The following is a 14,931-nucleotide window of genomic DNA, read 5'->3' as shown; positions in this document are numbered from 1 at the left end:
CGCGGGCAAGCCCGTGGCCGGCCCTTGTGCCGCCGGGCTGGTCCGCGCCCGTAGACTCGTCTCCCGTGGCTCTCACTATCGGTATCGCTGGCCTGCCCAACGTCGGCAAGTCCACCCTGTTCAACGCGCTCACCCGTGCGACCGTGCTCGCCGCGAACTACCCGTTCGCGACGATCGAGCCGAACGTCGGTGTGGTGCCGCTTCCGGACGAGCGACTGGGCACGCTCGCGGAGATCTTCTCCAGCGAGAAGATCCTGCCCGCCACGGTGAACTTCGTCGATATCGCCGGCATCGTGCGTGGCGCCAGTGAAGGGGAGGGGCTTGGCAACCAGTTCCTCGCCAACATCCGCGAGGCGGACGCGATCTGCCAGGTGACCCGGGCCTTCGCCGATCCGGACGTGGTGCACGTGGACGGCAAGATCTCGCCCAAGGACGATATCGAGACCATCAACACCGAACTGATCCTCGCCGACCTGCAGACGCTCGAGAAGGCACTGCCGCGGCTGGAGAAGGAGGTGCGCGGTAAGAAGACCGAGCAGGCCGTGCTGGACACCGCCAAGGAAGCCATCGCGCTGCTGGAGGCAGGGACGACGATCTCAGCTGGGGGAGCGGGTCTGGACGCGAGCATCGTCAAGCAGTTCGGGCTGATGACCGCCAAGCCGTTCATCTACGTCTTCAACACCGACGACGACGGTCTGGCCGACGAGGCGATGCAGGCTGAGCTGCGTGAGCTGGTCGCCCCGGCCCAGGCGATCTTCCTGGATGCCAAGTTCGAGGCAGAGCTGATCGAGCTCGAAGCGGACGAGGCCGCCGAGATGCTCGCCGAGAGCGGGCAGGACGAGGCAGGCCTCGACCAGCTCGCACGGGTCGGATTCGACACCCTCGGCCTGCAGACGTACCTCACGGCCGGCCCGAAGGAGTCCCGTGCCTGGACCATCGGGAAGGGCTGGACCGCTCCGCAGGCGGCAGGCGTGATCCACACCGACTTCGAACGCGGGTTCATCAAGGCCGAGGTCGTCTCCTTCGACGACCTCGTCGACGCAGGGTCCATGGCCGAGGCGAAGGCGCGCGGGCGGGTGCGCATCGAGGGGAAGGATTACGTGATGGCCGATGGTGATGTGGTGGAGTTTAGGTTCAACGTCTGACACCGCGGTCTCCCGGCGCGGCTGGGAGGCGCATCCGTTCTGCGATCGTGGATCGAGCCGGTCGGGGCGGTGACGCTCGTGGGGCGCGTCAGTCTGTCGTCTCGTGGGGCGTGTACGACAGTGCGGCGTCGACGATCTGTGCGCTCGAGGCGTCCTGCAACTCTTCGGGAGGCCAGAAGATGAGATCGCTCGCTTCCGGGTGCGGGACGTTCATCTCGAACAGCTCGAGGTAAAAGTCGCCGCTGTCGTCTGCGGCAGAGATTCTGTCGACGATCTCGACCAGTTCCTCTCGCGTGATGTCGGGTACCCGCACTGGCCGATTCATGACGCGTCGGACGAAATCTTGCGGATCCTCCGCGGCGTGGATACCGCGGAGATCAGTGGGATCAACGTCCGTTCCGACCGCGGCATTGAATGCAGCGAGCTGCTCGGCGTAGGGTCTGGCGGACTCGACTCGCGAGGCAACGGCGTCGGCCTGCGCGCCAAGTGTCGACAAGAGATCCGGAGGAATCGATCGCGGTGTCAGTACACTGCGGAGCTCCATGTCGCGACGCTATCAGGGTAGTCGCGGGCGTAGCGCTGGGCGGGATGGTACTCGCTTCTGCGGGTGCGCCGCGTAGATCTCGCATGTGCGGTTGGTCGGCTGCGGAACGTGGTGGAGCTCAGGTTCAACGTGTGATCAGCGCTCTCCATCCCTGAGCCGTGCGCCACCCGGCCGACGGCAGCTACCACGTGGAATTCGAGGACCACGACCGTGCACGCTGGAGGCCCACACCCAAGAACTACAAGGCGATCCAGGTCGAGCTCAAGCCGGTCCACGAGGACTGATGGTTCGATGACGGGACGCCGTTGGCTCCACCTGGCGTCGAACCAACTGTTCCGGGAGCCTGGAGATCGACGCGGCTACGAATGCAACGTGGACGTCAGTGTTGAGCCCGCGCCGGCGAGGGTGCAGGTCGGCGAGGGCATCGGGTTCCACTTCCATCGTGCGACACTCAGCCTCGAGGAGGGGCTCGACGCACACAAGCGCAGCTGATCGCCGGCGCATCGGCACTTCTCGGGCGAACACAAGGCGATGAGGATGCGCGATCGAAGCGCACTCCGTGCGCTCGATAGAGCAGCTCGCTGCCGAGGAGACGCAGGCGCTTCGGGCCAAGGTCGCCGGGATCACCCCGTTGCAGACGGCGTAGGTCGTAGAGATAGGGGGAGCCATGAGTTTGTCGGGACGTGACGCCGATTTGCCTGTCGCCATCGTGAGCGACGGCGCACGCGGAGTGCGCATCGAGTGGCTTCGACGTCGTGGATGGAGGAGGCGTTCGCTGGTCAGGCGGCGTCGTGCGCGAGCGTGAGGACTTCCGCACCTTCGTCGGTCACGGCAATTGTGTGTTCGCTGTGTGCGGTCCTGCCGCCTGTCGCGCTGCGCAAGGTCCAGCCGTCGGGGTCGGTGACGAGTTGCGCGGTGTCGGTCATGACCCACGGTTCGAGTGCGAGCATCAGGCCGGGGCGTAGCTTGTAGCCGCGTCCCGGTCGTCCGGTATTGGCGACGTGTGGGTCCTGGTGCATTGTCGTGCCAATCCCGTGGCCGCCGAACTCGAGGTTGATCGAGTAGCCGGCGTCGGCTAGCACGGTCCCGATGGCGTAGGAGAGGTCGCCGATCCTTGCTCCCGGCCGGGCTGCGGTGATGCCTGCGGCCAGCGCCCGCTCGGTAGTCGCGATCATCCGCTCATCGGCGGGATCGCGGCGCTGGCCGACGATGAAGCTGATCGCCGCGTCGGCGGCCATTCCCCGGAGCTTCACGGCGAGGTCGAGGGTGAGCAGATCGCCGTCGGCCAGGCCGTAGTCGTGCGGCATCCCATGGAGGACGGCGTCGTTGACCGCCGTGCAGATATGGTGCCCGAACGGGCCGCGGCCGAACGAAGGCGCGTAGTCGACGTAGCAGGACTCGGCACCGGCGTCGAGGATCATCTCCTTGGCCCACTGGTCGATGTCGAGCAGGTTGGTGCCGACCCGGGCGCGGGCCCTCATGGCGTGGAGGATGTCGCCGACGAGGCGTCCGGTATCGCGGGCGCGGCCCAGCTGGGTGAGGTTGAGGATTTCAATCACGCCAATAATTATACCGGTCATGTAATCCCGGTACTATAATCGGAACATGGTCAGGCTCCCGCTCACCCCGGAGGAGATCGCGCGAGGACGGCGTCTTGGCGCGTTGTTGCGGCGCGCTCGCGGCGAACGTTCCATGCTCGAGGTCGCCCTGGACGCTCGTGTGTCGCCGGAGACCTTGCGCAAGATTGAGACCGGCCGCGTGGCCACACCGGCCTTCTCGACCATCGCAGCCCTCGCGCAGGTGCTGGGTCTCTCGCTCGATGAACTCTGGATGCAGGTCGCTGTGCCTGCAGAAGATCTCTCGAGTGTCACGTAGGCGACCCACACCGGGATGGGACGTCGACGTGCGCGCGCCGTCGTGCTGTTCGTGCTCGTGCAGGTGTCGCCGGCACCGGAGCCGGCCATGCAGGAGGTCGAGCTCGAGGATCTTGACGACACGGCAATGAAGCTCCTCAGGAAGGAGCGCAATCTGGCCATCGACTATCTTGCGAAGCGCAAGATGCTGCCCACCGAGAACATCGCCGCCCTCAAGGCACGCCTGATCGGCCGTCTGCACATCGACGAGCACAGATGAGCACCCGAAGCGCCGTTCACCGCACTGGGAATTCGCAGGCTTCGTGCAGTGGTTATCCGCGCGAAGTGTCGATGAGGTCCTGAAGCGCATCGCGCGTGGTGGTCAGTTTCGCGATGCGTCCATCGTAGGTGTGGAGGTGCTCGACGAGCAGCGGCACGGCGCACGGTTCAAGTCGGTCGGTGTCGTGGATGCATTCGATGAGTTCGCCGATGACGTCGACGGATAGGCCCGCCCCGAGCAGGCGACGGATGGTGTGGACCTGCTCGATGACCGAGGGGTCGAACAGACGTTGGCCGGTCGAAGACCGTTCTGCCTCGATGAGCCCCTTGTTCTCGTAGTGCCGCAGCATCCGAGGCGTGGTGTGTGTCAGCGCGGCGAGACGCCCGACGCGGAGGGGCTGGTCCACACCTGCGCGACTTGCCTCTGCCACTGGTGTCAACTCCTACTTTCGCGTCATGACGACATCGATCATTCAACTCAATGCTAAGTCGGCCGACGTGGCGAGCCTCGCGCCGCTAACCTTCGCCGGCTACGCCCACTTCACCGCGATGCAGGTCCGGGGCGGCCGAGTCCGCGGCTTGGACCTCCATCTGGCCCGTCTCCGCGACGCCAGTGACGAACTCTTCGGGTGGCATTTGCCTGACGAGGTAGTCCTGGAGCGGCTGCACAGCTCCCTCACTGCGGCGCCGTCCGACGTGTCACTGACGTGCTTCGTGACGTCACGGCCCGGAGAGTTCGCCCCGGCGGGCGACTCCGTCGACCTCGACATCCTGGTCAAGATCACCGATCCGGCCACGCCGCCCACAGGTCCGCTCTCCCTCGACGCCGTCGAGCACGAGAGACATCTGGCCCACGTCAAGCACGTCGGCGAAGTCTCCAAGACCCATTTGCTCCGGCGTGCGAACGCGCGCGGCTTCGACGATGCCGCGTTCACCGACCGGTCGGGTCGACTCAGCGAAGCGACGATCTGGAACCTGGCCCTCTGGGACGGGGAATCTGTGATCTGGCCCCGCGCCGAGATCCTCACCGGCGTCACGATGCGGATTCTGACCCGGCGCCTCCGCGTGCTCGGTGTCTCGCAGCAGACGCGCGATGTCGGCCTCGACGAGCTCGGGACGCACCTGTGTGCCGTGGTGATGAACTCGTGGACTCCCGGCATCCCGATTGCACGGATCGGCGATGCACCACTCGGTCACGACGTCGAGTTCACGCGCCTTCTGCATTCGGCGTACGGCGAGGAGCCGCTAGAGGCGGTGTAATGGGATCAACTCTGCGCTCGGCGCTCGGCGCTCGGCGCTCGGCGCACGTCGTGCTTGGGGTGGAGATGGCGACGAGGAGCCACTGCGTACGCTGAAGCGGCAGGTCGGCGTCTGCCGCCGGACGCGATCCACGTGCGCGGTAGCCGAATGTTCTGACGCGAGGAGAGTCCATGCCCACGTTCATCGCCATCGGCTACGGAGATGTCGCCGGATATGAGAAGACGGATCCCGTGGTTCGTGACCGTGCACATGCACACGATGCAGATCTGCGCAGGAACGGGGCGCGGATGTGGACGTCCGGAACGCCGGTCCAGATCCGAAACCCGGAGGGAGCAGGAACCACTCACGAGCACGGCGCATATATGACTTCCCATCTCCCAGTCGCAGGTTTCATCCTCCTCGAGGCGGATGACCTCGACCATGCGATCGCCCTGGTAGCGGATACTCCATGCGCAGTCGCCCATGGTGTTGTCGAAGTGTGGCCGATGAGCGAGTGAGCGAGTGACTGATCGGCAGTTGTGCGACGGCGCAGGCGGACGCTGCGCGTCGCAAGGTCGTTCCGAGAGTCGAGGTGCAGCCCGCTTTCCGGCCGGGCGTTTGCCGTTCGATGAATCCGGGATCACCTCAGACTCAACCCACGACTCCAGGTATCCGGCGAGGTCATCGAAGATGCCCACCTCAGATCCGGCGTAGAGCAGCGATGCCAGGTGCACCATTGTGCGCCTGGTCAGGCGAGACCAGCGCATGAATCGGCCGTGGCTCGGGAGAACGCCCTGCGCAATCCAGCAGTCCCGATCTGGTCTGGACCTCCGGGTCGAGCGCCGCGGCTGACCGATGATTCCGGCTCGCGCCAGGTATCTACCCCAGTGAGCCTTCCGATCCCGGAAGGTGCACGAGCGATGGTGGAACGGAGCTTTCCGGATGACGACCACACAAGGCACTGCGGTGGTGACGCGCCCGTGGTGGGCGCTGGCCGTGGTGTGCATGGCCATGTTCATGGCAGTCCTGGACTCGACGAGTGTCTACGCGGCACTTCCGGCAATAGCCCGTGATCTGGGCTTCTCTCCGGCAGAGATCCAATGGGTCATCACTGCCTATGGCGTGTCCATCGGTGGATTTCTGCTGCTGGGCGGACGACTGGCGGATCGGTGGGGGCGACGCCGGGTGTTCATGGCCTCGGTTGCCGTGTTCGCGGCAGGGTCGCTGGCCTGCGGGTGGGCGCCGTCGGGTGACGTGCTCATCGCTGCGCGGGTCCTGCAGGGCATGGGTGCGGCGGTCATGACACCGGCGGGACTGGGGATCCTGATGAACGTCTTCCCGGACGGCCCGGATCGCAACAGGGCGTTGGGAATCTGGGGCGGCCTCGGCGGTATCGGTGCCACAGTCGGACTGCTCCTGGGTGGTGTCCTGACCGAATGGGCCGGATGGCCATGGATCTTCTTCACCAACGTTCCTGTGTGCATCGCGGTCGTGGTCCTGTGCCCACTTCTGCTTCCCGCAGGTGAACCGGGCAGAAGCCGAGTCGATCTACCGGGTGGCCTCATGTGCACCGGCGCCCTGGTGCTGATACTCCTGGCGCTGTTCCGGATCGCTGAGCAGGGCGCGGATCCCCTCGTGGCAGGCTTCGGAGTCGGCGGGCTCGTTCTGGCGTCGGTGTTCGTGCTCATCGAGCGTCGCAGCCCGGCACCGCTGGTTCCGCCGCGTCTCTTCTCGCGGACCACCCTCGTCGGGGGCAACCTGGTCATCGTGATCGCCGGCATCTCAGTCGACGGCTTGCTGATCGTCGTGACGCTGTACGCGCAGCAGGTCTTGGGATTGTCGGCGTTGCAGTTCGGTCTGACCATGGCGATCATGACCGTCACCTCGGTGGCCGGGGTGGTGGCTGGGCAGCGACTCGTCACTCGTTCCGGCTTCCGGATCGTGGCGGCGGCGGGCATGGTTCTCCTGGCCATCGCCTGCCTACTGCTCAGTCGTCTCACACCCGATGGCACAATCGTCGGGGACCTGCTCGCGGGTCTCATCACGTTCGGTGCAGGGATGGGTGCCGCGTTCGTGGCTGGCCAGATCGCGGCACTTGCCGGCGCCCCGCAGGAAGATGCCGGTGTGGCAGCGGGTGTGGAGGAGACCTCGTTCGCGGTCGGCACCACGATGGGCGCGGCACTCGCCTCGGCAGTGGCGGTCGGCTACGCGACACATGCGGGCGGGGTGCTCGATCCAGCGGTGGCCTTGACCGAAGGCTTTCGCATCGCGCTGCTGGTGCTGGCAGGGTTGGCCGCAGTCGGAGCAGTGGCCGCGGTGACGCTGTTGCGGGCGGAGGCGAACGACAGCACGGTGAACTCATGATCGTCCACACCGCCCACACCGACTTCGAGCAGCGGACCCGGCCCCTGCGGCCCGAGCTGCTGGGGCATGCCTATCGGATGCTCGCCTCGATCCAGGACGCCGAGGACGCTGTCCAGGAGTCCTATCTGCGCGCCTGGCGCGGTTACGGCGCCTTCGAAGGGCGATCCTCGATCCGAACCTGGCTCTACCGGATCGTGACGAACGTGTGCCTGCGTGCGCTGGAGGATCGTGGCCGCCGGGCCCTGCCCACCGGGTTGGGTGGCCCGGGAGACGACCCCGCGGCGGCGCTGGAGCAATGGCCGGAGCTGCCGTGGGTGGAGCCGATCCCGGACGCCATGCTGGCGGGAAGCGCGTCTGCAGCCGTCGACCCGCTGACCGTCGTCACCCAGCGTCATAGCGTTCGACTGGCATTCATCGCTGCACTGCAGCACGTGCCGCCGCGTCAACGTGCCGTGCTGATCTTGCGTGAGGTGCTGGCCTTCAGTGCCGCAGAGGTCGCTGAGATGCTGGAGACGACGCCGGCTGCGGTGAACAGCTTGCTGCAGCGGGCCCGCTCTCAGCTCGACGACGCGGACCTGAGCGAGGGGGCTATCGACGGGGCCGCGTTCAGCCAGCGTGACTCAGCTCATCAACGCCAGCTTCTCGACCGTTTCGTCGCCGCGATGCACGCCCATGACATCGAAGCTCTGGTCGCCACCCTCACCGCTGACGCCGTCTTTGAGATGCCGCCGTTTCCCACGTGGTTCCGCGGTGCGGAGACCATCGGACGCATGGTCTGGTCTCAGAGCCCGGCCAAGGGGCCCGGCGACCACCTGCTCGTTCCCACGTCTGCCAACGGTCAACCAGCACTCGGCCTGTACATGCCGGACGACGACGGCGTGCACCGAGCGTTCAATCTGCAGGTGCTCACGCTGACGCCGTCCGGGATCTCCCACGTTGTCGCGTTCTTCGACCTGAGGCTGTTCGCCCGGTTCGGCCTGCCGGAGGTCGCTGACGGCGTCAGCCAGCGCCCAACTCCGTCAGGGGCTGACGGCGTGACGCGAGCGCGCCCACCACAGCACCGGGATCAGGGCGAGGGCGAGGATTCCCCCTCCGAGTGACAGCGCCTGGAAGCTCGAGGTCACCATCACCACGGCCGACATCGTGCCGCCCGTCGCTCCGGCCAGGGCGATCAGCACATCGATCGTGCCCTGGGTGCGGGGCCGGTTCTGCGGGACCGTGGCATCGACCACCAGTGCGGTGCCGGCGACCAAGCCGAAGTTCCAGCCGATGCCGAGAAGGATGAGCGCGAGGATCAGCAGGCTGAGTGAGTCGCCCGGGGCAGTAGCGGCGAGACCCCCAGCCAGCAGCAGGGTGACACCGGAGGCGATGACCATGGGTGTGAGGCCGAGCCTGTCCACCAGGTGCCCGGTGATGAGGGAGGGCAGCCACATCGCCCCGACATGCAGGCCGATCACCAGGCCGACGGCGGCCATCTCGTGGTCGTGGGCGCGCATGTGGATCGGGGTCATCGTCATGATGGCGACCATCACCAGCTGAGTGAGGACCATCACCGTCGCGCCCACGTAGGCGCCAATCCCGACCCGGGGAGCGTCACCGGCCGAGGTGGTCTCCGATCCGGCGGTGGCCCCGACGGCGATCCGCCGGGCGAGCAGGTACGGGTCGGGCCGGAGGAAGACGAACAGCACGAGCCCTGCCGCGCCGTAGGCAACAGCGGCGAGGATGAAGGGCCCCGCAAGTGTGGGCACGCCCAGGGACTCGGCGAAGGCGCCGAGCGGATCGATCAGGTTCGGTCCGGCGACGGCTCCGATGGTGGTGGCGACCATGGCCATGCTGGTGCCGAAGCCGCGCTTGTTCGCTGGGGCGAGGTCGGTGCCTGCGTACCGTGCCTGCAGATTGGTGGCGGTGCCCGATCCGTAGACGAACAGCGAGATGAACAGCAGCGGTAGGCTGCCGGCGACGGCGGCAATGACGACTCCGAGCGCTCCGATGCCACCGGTGATGAAGCCGTGGGCCAGACCCAGGCGGCGGCCAAATCGTTGGGTCGATCGGCCCACCAGGTAGGCCGCGAGGGCGGATCCGAGGGTGAATAGGCCGGTTGGCAGCCCGGAGAGTGCATCGGAGCCGAGCATGTCCTGGGCCAGTAGCGCGCCCACCGAGATTCCTGCAGCCAGTCCTGCGCCGCCCAGGATCTGGCTCATGATCACCACCGTCAGGGTCCGCTTGTGGACTCGTGCGCGCTCCGGTTCGCTGACGATCTGATCCTCTGCCGTGCTGGTTTCAGGCAACACTGAGATCGATCTCCTTGCTCGCTCGCCACTCCACGATGCCTTCGTCCATCGCTTGAGCGTCCATGCCTCGCTCGCGTAGCAGCACTGCCGCCTCGCGCGCCATCCGGCACAGTTCGCCCCGGCAATACACGACGATCTGCGCTTCGGCGGGGATCTCGTTGAGACGGTCTTCCAGGTCGGCCAAGGGTACGGACAGGGCGCCAGGGAAGTGGCCCGCCTCGTACTCCTCGGTGGGCCGGACGTCGATGATGACCATCTCAGACGTGACGGCGGAGGGATCGATGACGGGCCCCTGAGCTCGCGGCTGGCCCATGTACGCATCCACAGCCTCTCCTAGCCGGGGGTACCGGTGGAGCGCCACCCGCTTGGCTGCCGTGTACAGCTCGGCCACATCGTCCCCGCTGAGGCGGTAATAGATGGTGGTCCGCTCGCGACGCTTGCTCACCAGGCCCGCTCGGTTCAGCGTCTGCAGGTGGGCCGAAGTAGTCGTCATCGCCATGTCTGACAGGCGAGCGAGCTCCTCGACGGAGTGTTCGCCCTGTGCCATGAGTTCCATGAGCTGCAGCCTGCGTCCGTTCGCGAGCGCCTTGACCGCTTCGGCGAAGGCCTCGAACACGGACAGCTTGTCCACTCGATCGTTATTCCATCGTTCCATGGAATAAGAGTGTACGGTACGTTCTCGCCGTCGAGTGCCGCCCTACTCGTTCCCGGGACGCCGCCGGTTCTGCTTCGTCTGAGCACGTTGACGTTTCCGTTCGAGCCGGCGCCGCTGCGATCCGCGGGTGGGTTTCGTCGGTCGTCGCGCCACGGTGGGCATGACCGCCTCGCGCAGGAGCATGGCCAGCCGGTCGCGGGCGGCCGCGCGGTTGCGGCGCTGCGAACGATACTCGGAGGCATCGATGGTCAGCACCGTCCCGGTCAGGCGGTCGGAGAGCCGGTGGAGTACCCGTTCGCGCTGGGCGTCATCGAGTGCAGTCGTCGCCGCGATGTCGAGGCTGAGTTGGACGCGCGAATCCGTGGTGTTGACCCCCTGACCACCTGGCCCCGACGCGCGCGAGAACTGCTCGGTGAGCTCCGCCTCGGGCACGCTCAGCCCGTGCGGAGCGCCCGGTCCCGGAGGTACGCGCAACACGTCCATCGTGACAGTCTCCCGCAGCGGCCGTTCGCGGATGTGTGCTGTCCACTCTCTCCGCCCGCGCGATCGTGCCTACAGTCGGCACATGTCCTCTCCCGTGCACTCGAGTTCGACCCGCTCCCGCCATATCCCGCCGCCAGTCTTCCTCGCGACCGCCGCTGTGCTGCAGCGTCTCCTCGCCCGACGAGCCGGCCCTCCGCCGCGCTGGCGCCGGTTCGCCTCGGCCGCGCTCGCTCTGGTCTCCCTCGTACTTCCCGCGACGGCGGCCCTCACCTTCCGCACGCGTCGCACCACGGTCAGTCCGCTCGACCCATCTGCCGCCAGCACCCTGGTCACCGACGGACCGAACGCGGTCACCCGGAATCCCATGTATCTGGGAATGGCGGGACTGCTGAGCGCCCATGCGATTCATCGCGGGTCCTGGCTCGCGGTGATCCCGGTCGCCGGGTTCATGGCCGTGATCGACCGGCTGCAGATCCCTGCCGAGGAACGTGCTCTCGCCGAGCGTTTCGGTCCTGCCTACGTCGCCTACTGCGCCCGGGTGCCTCGATGGCTCCCGGGGGTGCGGAGAAGGGCGTCGCACGGGCGCTGAGAGGCTCGTACTGGGCTGGCAACGCGATGAGGCAACATTTGCCAAATCGGCAAGCATCGTTGCTGCATTGCGCCAGTGCCTGCAGGATGAGGGCATGACAACTGCTTCGCACGCACACCACGGCCACGCTGGGCCGGAGGCGGCCGACATGGCTGCCTACTTCGAGCCGCCCGCCTGGGAGGAGCGTTACGCCGGTCACGGTTCCCACTGGAGCGGCAATGCCAATCCGCAGCTGGTCGCCTTGGCCTCCACGCTCACGCCCGGCACTGCGTTGGATGTCGGCTGCGGTGAAGGCGGTGACGTCATCTGGCTGGCCCAGCAGGGCTGGCAGGTGACCGGCGCTGACTTCTCGGCCAACGGCCTGGCCCGCGCGGCCCGGCATGCCGAAGACGCTGGTGTGGCCGAGCGGGTGGACTTCTGGAAGACGGACGCGCGTACGTTCGCGGCGGACGGTCGCCAGTTTGATCTGGTGACCACCCACTACCTGCACCCACCGGACGGCGGAATGGTCGCCGTCGTGGGCCTGCTCGCCGAGGCCGTGGCAACCGGTGGCCACCTGCTCGTGGTGGGGCACGCGTCGTCGGGGGTGCATGCCCCGACGACGGACGCGCACGCACGGGCGATGTTCGTCGCTACCGACCTGCTACCCGGGGTACCGGAGGGATTCGAGGTGGTGGCGGCCGAGCAGCGGCCGCGCACGGTGGTGCGCGAGGGGGAGACGTTCGAGATCGCCGACTCGGTCCTGGTGCTACATCGCACGGCCTGAGCGGAATCTCTGAACCTGCTCAGAGCGCGCGAGGTCAGGCTGGCGCGGCCGGGTCGTGCGATTCGTGCACCGCGTACTCGCGAAGCAGCTCCGAGTAGTCGGAGGCGATTCCGCGGAGCATGGCCGTCACCATGGCTTCGATCTCATCCGGCCCGAGGGGCGCCTGCCCGAACAGCTGGCGGTAGAACGTCAGGGCGCAGAGCTGGTCCACTGCGAGCGGGAGATCGACCCCGTCTGCCAAATCACCCCGTTGGCGCGCCGTGAAGAGGGTGCGATGAACCGCCCGCCGCGGTGGTTCGACCACCACGGCCAGTAGTTCTTCGTGCAGGTCGGGCTCGCCGGCTCCCTCCGCCGTCAGCTGCGCGAGCGTCTCGGCCCCGACCCGGCTGAGGGCCTCTGAGGCCAGCACGAGGCACTCGTGCAGGTCGCACAGGGTGCACCCGGTATCGGGCGCCTCCAGGCGGCCCAGGCGCTCAGCCAGCACGGCGAGCACCAGCCGGCGGCGGTTCGGCCACCGTCGGTAGACCGCCGACTTGCTCACGCCGGCACGCCGGGCGATGTCCTCGATGGCGACGGCCCGATAGCCGGACTCCTCCAGGGTGTGCGCTGTGGCCTGCAGTACGGCGGTATCGATGTGCTCGTCGCGCGGGCGCCCTCGCCCGTGGGGATCTCTGGTCATGTGCCCATCCTCTCCGGTAAAACCAATACGGTACGTAGCGTACCGTAAATAGGAGGGATTGTGAGCGAGCGCCGCAGCGCACATCAGGACGAGGGGACACGGGCTGGGCTACGGGCGTGGATCGGGCTGGTTATCCTCTCGGTGCCGATCTTCATGACCGCGGTGGATATGTCCGTGCTCTTCCTGGCGATGCCCACGATCGCTGCCGACCTGTTGCCTTCCGGCACACAGCAGCTGTGGGTGCTGCACATCGGGGACATCGCCGGAGCGAGCCTTGTGCTCACCGCCGGCCGACTCGTCGACCGATTCGGTCCGCGGCGGCTGCTGGTGCTCGCGCTGCTCGGCTACGGCATCGCCTCCACGCTCGCGGCGCTGGCGCCGACGATCGAGATACTGATCGGAGCCCGGATGCTGCTCGGGGCCTCAGGGGTAGCCGTCGCGCCGGCGGGTGCTGCCCTGCTGCGGGCTCTCTTCGGTTCGAATCGGCAGTTCTCGTTCGCGATCGCCCTGTTCATGGCGGCCTTCTCCGGCGGCATGGCATTGGGACCGCCACTCGGTGGCCTGCTGCTGGAGCACTTCTGGTGGGGCGCGATCTTCCTGTTCAATGTCCCGATCGCCCTCGGGGTGGTGGGCATCTGGTGGCTGCTGCCGAAGATCGAAGGTTCCGGCGCCGGGCGAATCGATGCGGGGAGCATCGCCATGTCCGCCGCGGGGATCGCGGGCGTGGTCTTCGGCGGGCAGGAGCTCGCCGCCCACGGCTGGAATCCCTGGCACGCGGCCGTGCTGCTCGCCGGCCTGCTGCTTCTCGCCGTCTTCACCCTGCGCCAACGTGTGCTCACCACGCCACTGTTGGACCTGTCGCTGTTCCGGTCGGCACCCTTCACTTTCGCTCTCGCGAGCATCTGGCTCGTGATCACCGCCAGTGCGGGAGCCGATCTGCAGTTCGCGCAGCACCTGCAGGTGGTGATGGGGCGCGGCCCGTTGGCGGCCGGTGCACTGCTGGTGGTGCCTGCGCTGCTCTCCATGGTGGCCACGGCGGCTGCTCCGATGCTGCTGCGGTGGATGAGACCCGGCTTCGCGATCGGTTCGGGTGCTCTGCTCGCCGTCGGAGGCGCCGGTGCGATGTTCGCGACCCTCCGGACGGGACCTGAAGCCTCCCTGATCGCACTGGTCGCCGCGTCCGGTGTGATCGCGATCGGAGTGTCCCCGGTCTTCGCCATCGGAACCACCATCGTGCTGACGAACGCACCCGCCGACCAGACTGGTTCCGCCCAGAGCCTGCAGGACGTGGCCGGGAGCCTCGGCAACACCGCCGGGCTCGCACTCGGCGGAACCGTCGCCTACCTCGGCTATAGCCGGGCGATACTCCAGCAGCTCCCCGCGGAGCTCGACCCGACCGTGGCGCAGCAGAGCATCGAGAGCGTCGGCGGCGCCCTGGCCGGCGCCCGCGACCTAGCGCCCGGACTCGCCCAGGAGCTCCTCGACGCAGTGACGGCGGCGATGACGGCCGCCACCCGGGACACCTACGTCGTCGCCATGGTCGGGTTCGCGGCACTGGCCGTGGTGGCGTTCTGGGGCCTGCGGAGCGCACGGGTGACCGAACCGGAACCGGATGCGAGCGATGAGCCCGAGCCTGACAATGAGCCTGAGCGCCTCGAGTGCGGCGCTCCGGGCACGGGCCGCTAGGAAGGGGACACCAGCCATGGCAACGATGGTCCGCGTATTCCATTCCGATCGGCGCGATGGCGTGGGCATCGGTGAGAGCCGCATCGAGATCAGCCCGGGCGTGGGCGCGGAGGAGGGCCTGCCGTTCAGCGCCTACTCTGCTCAGTTCGGTGCGGGTGAGACGGCCCAGCTCCCGGCGTCGTATGAGGAAGTGTGGGTGGTCGTCAGCGGGCAGCTCCGGATTCGCTCCGGCGGCATCGAGGCGACGGCGGGTGCCGGCGACTACGTGCATGTCCCGCCGGACTCGCCGGGTGTGGTCGAAGCGATGGTGGCGACGACGCTGGTGTGTGTCTCGGTCCCTGCGCACTGACGGTCGCTC

The 14,931-nt window shown here is 67.4% G+C and carries 18 protein-coding genes; 11 read left to right on the top strand and 7 right to left on the bottom strand.

Going from position 1 to position 14,931, the window contains the following annotated elements:
• Positions 1–65: 65 nt before the first annotated feature.
• A complete protein-coding gene (gene ychF, locus FV560_RS05095; RefSeq protein ID WP_159620053.1) occupies positions 66–1,145 on the top strand; it encodes a redox-regulated ATPase YchF in 1,080 nt (359 codons plus the stop codon).
• 88 nt (positions 1,146–1,233) lie between these two features.
• On the opposite strand, the gene FV560_RS20070 is transcribed toward ychF, so the two are convergent.
• Positions 1,234–1,689: a bacteriocin immunity protein gene (locus FV560_RS20070; RefSeq protein ID WP_200837533.1), complete on the bottom strand. Its 456-nt coding sequence runs from the start codon at positions 1,687–1,689 to the stop codon at positions 1,234–1,236.
• 779 nt (positions 1,690–2,468) lie between these two features.
• Positions 2,469–3,248, bottom strand: a complete 780-nt coding sequence (gene map, locus FV560_RS05085) for a type I methionyl aminopeptidase (RefSeq protein WP_159620051.1) — start codon at positions 3,246–3,248, stop codon at positions 2,469–2,471.
• Positions 3,249–3,294: 46 nt separating this feature from the next.
• Here map and FV560_RS05080 point away from each other — a divergent pair, with 46 nt between their 5' ends.
• Positions 3,295–3,564 carry a helix-turn-helix domain-containing protein gene (locus FV560_RS05080; protein WP_159620049.1) on the top strand — a complete coding sequence of 90 codons (270 nt, stop codon included), beginning with the start codon at positions 3,295–3,297 and terminating at the stop codon, positions 3,562–3,564.
• A 42-nt stretch (positions 3,565–3,606) separates the two neighbouring features.
• On the top strand, positions 3,607–3,822 hold the full coding sequence (locus FV560_RS05075; RefSeq protein ID WP_159620047.1) for a hypothetical protein: 216 nt from the start codon (positions 3,607–3,609) through the stop codon (positions 3,820–3,822).
• A 52-nt stretch (positions 3,823–3,874) separates the two neighbouring features.
• Here FV560_RS05075 and FV560_RS05070 read toward each other — a convergent pair whose 3' ends face one another.
• Positions 3,875–4,252 carry a MerR family transcriptional regulator gene (locus FV560_RS05070; protein WP_200837532.1) on the bottom strand — a complete coding sequence of 126 codons (378 nt, stop codon included), beginning with the start codon at positions 4,250–4,252 and terminating at the stop codon, positions 3,875–3,877.
• A 25-nt stretch (positions 4,253–4,277) separates the two neighbouring features.
• Between FV560_RS05070 and FV560_RS05065 the strand changes: the two genes are divergently transcribed.
• The 4 genes from FV560_RS05065 to FV560_RS05050 all read left to right on the top strand — a co-directional run bounded on the left by FV560_RS05065 (position 4,278) and on the right by FV560_RS05050 (position 8,524).
• Positions 4,278–5,081: an aminotransferase class IV family protein gene (locus FV560_RS05065; RefSeq protein ID WP_159620045.1), complete on the top strand. Its 804-nt coding sequence runs from the start codon at positions 4,278–4,280 to the stop codon at positions 5,079–5,081.
• Positions 5,082–5,251: 170 nt separating this feature from the next.
• Entirely contained in the window at positions 5,252–5,578 is a 327-nt protein-coding gene (locus tag FV560_RS05060) for a YciI family protein (protein WP_159620043.1), read from the top strand.
• Positions 5,579–6,002: 424 nt separating this feature from the next.
• Positions 6,003–7,424 (top strand): MFS transporter, encoded by a 1,422-nt coding sequence (locus tag FV560_RS05055; protein WP_159620041.1) that lies wholly within the window; start codon positions 6,003–6,005, stop codon positions 7,422–7,424.
• A complete protein-coding gene (locus FV560_RS05050; protein ID WP_159620039.1) occupies positions 7,421–8,524 on the top strand; it encodes a sigma-70 family RNA polymerase sigma factor in 1,104 nt (367 codons plus the stop codon). Before FV560_RS05055 ends, FV560_RS05050 begins: the two co-directional genes overlap by 4 nt.
• Here the strand turns inward: FV560_RS05050 and FV560_RS05045 are convergent.
• Genes FV560_RS05045 through arfB form a run of 3 tightly spaced genes read right to left on the bottom strand, consistent with a single transcriptional unit; the run spans position 8,444 to position 10,853 of the window.
• Entirely contained in the window at positions 8,444–9,712 is a 1,269-nt protein-coding gene (locus FV560_RS05045; RefSeq protein WP_235019934.1) for an MFS transporter, read from the bottom strand. The genes FV560_RS05050 and FV560_RS05045 overlap by 81 nt on opposite strands.
• Positions 9,705–10,370, bottom strand: coding sequence for a metalloregulator ArsR/SmtB family transcription factor (locus FV560_RS05040; protein WP_159620037.1), 666 nt, complete (start codon positions 10,368–10,370; stop codon positions 9,705–9,707). Before FV560_RS05040 ends, FV560_RS05045 begins: the two co-directional genes overlap by 8 nt.
• Before the next feature lie 42 nt (positions 10,371–10,412).
• Positions 10,413–10,853 carry an alternative ribosome rescue aminoacyl-tRNA hydrolase ArfB gene (gene arfB / locus FV560_RS05035; RefSeq protein ID WP_159620035.1) on the bottom strand — a complete coding sequence of 147 codons (441 nt, stop codon included), beginning with the start codon at positions 10,851–10,853 and terminating at the stop codon, positions 10,413–10,415.
• Positions 10,854–10,935: 82 nt separating this feature from the next.
• Between arfB and FV560_RS05030 the strand changes: the two genes are divergently transcribed.
• Entirely contained in the window at positions 10,936–11,442 is a 507-nt protein-coding gene (locus FV560_RS05030; protein ID WP_159620033.1) for a methyltransferase family protein, read from the top strand.
• 94 nt (positions 11,443–11,536) lie between these two features.
• Positions 11,537–12,208: a class I SAM-dependent methyltransferase gene (locus FV560_RS05025; RefSeq protein ID WP_159620031.1), complete on the top strand. Its 672-nt coding sequence runs from the start codon at positions 11,537–11,539 to the stop codon at positions 12,206–12,208.
• Between the two features lie 34 nt (positions 12,209–12,242).
• Here FV560_RS05025 and FV560_RS05020 read toward each other — a convergent pair whose 3' ends face one another.
• Positions 12,243–12,887, bottom strand: coding sequence for a TetR/AcrR family transcriptional regulator (locus tag FV560_RS05020; protein WP_159620029.1), 645 nt, complete (start codon positions 12,885–12,887; stop codon positions 12,243–12,245).
• A gap of 60 nt (positions 12,888–12,947) precedes the next feature.
• Between FV560_RS05020 and FV560_RS05015 the strand changes: the two genes are divergently transcribed.
• The gene (locus FV560_RS05015) at positions 12,948–14,573 is read left to right on the top strand and encodes an MFS transporter (RefSeq protein WP_159620027.1); all 1,626 of its coding nucleotides are present in this window, start codon (positions 12,948–12,950) and stop codon (positions 14,571–14,573) included.
• A gap of 16 nt (positions 14,574–14,589) precedes the next feature.
• Entirely contained in the window at positions 14,590–14,922 is a 333-nt protein-coding gene (locus tag FV560_RS05010) for a cupin domain-containing protein (RefSeq protein WP_159620025.1), read from the top strand.
• Positions 14,923–14,931 lie beyond the last annotated feature (9 nt).

The organism is Ruania rhizosphaerae, from assembly GCF_009805705.1.
GTDB classification, from domain to species: domain Bacteria; phylum Actinomycetota; class Actinomycetes; order Actinomycetales; family Beutenbergiaceae; genus Ruania; species Ruania rhizosphaerae.
Note: the sequence above shows the minus strand (reverse complement) of the source record. Positions and strands in the feature narration are given on the sequence as shown.

Coding starts and splice junctions, on each gene's coding strand:
- FV560_RS05060 (WP_159620043.1), top strand. CDS start 5,252: ATGCCCACGTTCATCGCCATCGGCTACGGAGATGTCGCCGGATATGAG.
- FV560_RS05030 (WP_159620033.1), top strand. CDS start 10,936: ATGTCCTCTCCCGTGCACTCGAGTTCGACCCGCTCCCGCCATATCCCG.
- FV560_RS20070 (WP_200837533.1), bottom strand. CDS start 1,689: ATGGAGCTCCGCAGTGTACTGACACCGCGATCGATTCCTCCGGATCTC.
- FV560_RS05080 (WP_159620049.1), top strand. CDS start 3,295: ATGGTCAGGCTCCCGCTCACCCCGGAGGAGATCGCGCGAGGACGGCGT.
- FV560_RS05025 (WP_159620031.1), top strand. CDS start 11,537: ATGACAACTGCTTCGCACGCACACCACGGCCACGCTGGGCCGGAGGCG.
- FV560_RS05065 (WP_159620045.1), top strand. CDS start 4,278: ATGACGACATCGATCATTCAACTCAATGCTAAGTCGGCCGACGTGGCG.
- FV560_RS05050 (WP_159620039.1), top strand. CDS start 7,421: ATGATCGTCCACACCGCCCACACCGACTTCGAGCAGCGGACCCGGCCC.
- FV560_RS05055 (WP_159620041.1), top strand. CDS start 6,003: ATGACGACCACACAAGGCACTGCGGTGGTGACGCGCCCGTGGTGGGCG.
- FV560_RS05040 (WP_159620037.1), bottom strand. CDS start 10,370: ATGGAACGATGGAATAACGATCGAGTGGACAAGCTGTCCGTGTTCGAG.
- arfB (WP_159620035.1), bottom strand. CDS start 10,853: ATGGACGTGTTGCGCGTACCTCCGGGACCGGGCGCTCCGCACGGGCTG.
- FV560_RS05010 (WP_159620025.1), top strand. CDS start 14,590: ATGGCAACGATGGTCCGCGTATTCCATTCCGATCGGCGCGATGGCGTG.
- FV560_RS05020 (WP_159620029.1), bottom strand. CDS start 12,887: ATGACCAGAGATCCCCACGGGCGAGGGCGCCCGCGCGACGAGCACATC.